The following is a 1,665-nucleotide window of genomic DNA, read 5'->3' on the forward strand; positions in this document are numbered from 1 at the left end:
GCCGCGCGGCCGAGGAGACGCTCGCTGATCTCGTCGACGCGTTCTCGGGCCGCTTCGAGACCCACGTCGCCACCGCGTCGGTCGAGTCCTACCTGACCCGGGTCGCGCCCCACTACGACGTCTGTTTCGTCGGCTCGAGTACCGACCGGTCGACCGCCTCGCGGTTCGTCTCGCCGCCGACGTTCCGGAAACTCAGCGACCTCGAGGCGGACGTGGCGATCGTCCACCGCGGACGCCACCGGTAGCAGTGTTCGGTGGAGATGAGACAGACGCCGGTTACGACTATAATAGCCGTTGAAACGAGTCACACATTGATTGCAACGCCATCGTGCGATCAGGTATCAATTGACTTTCAGTGGCTACTAGAGCTTCAGCGGGGGTCACAGAACTATTGGCAAGGGTTGATTTCGCCACTATCTCAGTGAACCAGCCAGTACGTAAGCGTGCGTACTCATCCCGAGTTTCACGTCAGACTCTGAATAAAGGAACTGGATTTCCCACTACTGTTAACTGGGTTCCTCTCGTTACCGAACCCTCTATCCGTTCCAAAGGGGTAATTCTGGAATTCGGTCTGTTGTGTCGTATTCTCCGTTATATGGTAGGTGACTGAGTACGTGAACTCCTCCGATTCTGAATAAGTGTACTCCCCCGGTTCAGTCCATGGCGATTCGTCGACAGGAATCCCACCACGACACTCTAAACCGACACGAAACTCGTCTGTACTAACGTTCGAGACTGAGATAGTGGTACAGTTGGCTATCACTCTTTCCTCGGAATAGAAACTGTAGTTACGGCTCGCAAGGAGATCGTTATAGAACAGGCGCTCCTCGTAAGTAACCGTGTAGTCCACGACATTCGAGGAATTCAAAGGAATAGGTTTCTCGGGACCATATGGATAGGCGTCAATATGCACACCTCCTGTCTGCTCATCTGGCACTACATGAAACAGTATGAAGACGCCAAGTCCAACAAGAAGCACTATAACAAGAAATCCGAGTGGGATGACCAGCCAGTCTGAATCCATTGGATCAAAATAACACTTCCAACAGCATAATTATTAGGTATATTAAGGATAATTCTACCAAGTGTTACGTCTATCGCCTTTATCATTCAGTGCCACTTGCACAGAGAGTATGATAACTCTTCTATGAGTCCTCCATAGCTTCCTGCTATCGTGACAACAGGGAGTCGCCACGCCCTCCCCAGCCGATTCGCTCGGTCATACTTCCCTCGCTCATCCACTGGAAGACGCAAGCGTCTTCCAAGCAGTCGCTCGTTCCACTCGCGACGACCTCGCACGATTTCGGCCGCGGTTCATTGACATTTACCGCGGCACAGCGCGCGCCACCGCATGCCGGCTGCCGAGCCCGAACTGATACGTCGATCACCCGTACTGAACGCGTCCCGCCCGGTTCACTCCGATGACCCTGTTCGGCTCTCGCTATGGGTTCACTCGCTCTCGAGGATTCGATCGATCAGTCCGCTCTCGTCGCTCCCAAGCGCCGATCGGACGAGCAGGTGGCCGCCGAGCATCGAGGGGCTGATCACCGCGTCCGCGCTGGCGCGCTCGAGTTTCTTGACGTTCTCGCGATCGGTCGCGGCGGCGACGATGCGCGTGTTCGGGGCGAGTTCGCGGGCGGTGAGGACGGTCAGCGCGTCCTCGGC

The 1,665-nt window shown here is 55.7% G+C and carries 2 protein-coding genes and 1 pseudogene; 1 reads left to right on the top strand and 2 read right to left on the bottom strand.

Going from position 1 to position 1,665, the window contains the following annotated elements; translation table 11 throughout:
* Nucleotides 1-245, top strand: a pseudogene (locus PGX04_RS31175) (HPP family protein); the annotation flags it as partial.
* Between the two features lie 218 nt (nucleotides 246-463).
* Here the strand turns inward: PGX04_RS31175 and PGX04_RS31180 are convergent.
* Together PGX04_RS31180 and PGX04_RS31185 are read right to left on the bottom strand one after the other, a co-directional pair.
* On the bottom strand, nucleotides 464-1,024 hold the full coding sequence (locus tag PGX04_RS31180) for a hypothetical protein (RefSeq protein WP_273742018.1): 561 nt from the start codon (nucleotides 1,022-1,024) through the stop codon (nucleotides 464-466).
* Between the two features lie 425 nt (nucleotides 1,025-1,449).
* Nucleotides 1,450-1,665: NAD-binding protein (locus PGX04_RS31185; protein ID WP_273742019.1), on the bottom strand; the 216-nt coding region annotated here is incomplete at its 5' end.

The sequence above is a fragment of the Natrinema soli genome, assembly GCF_028618695.1.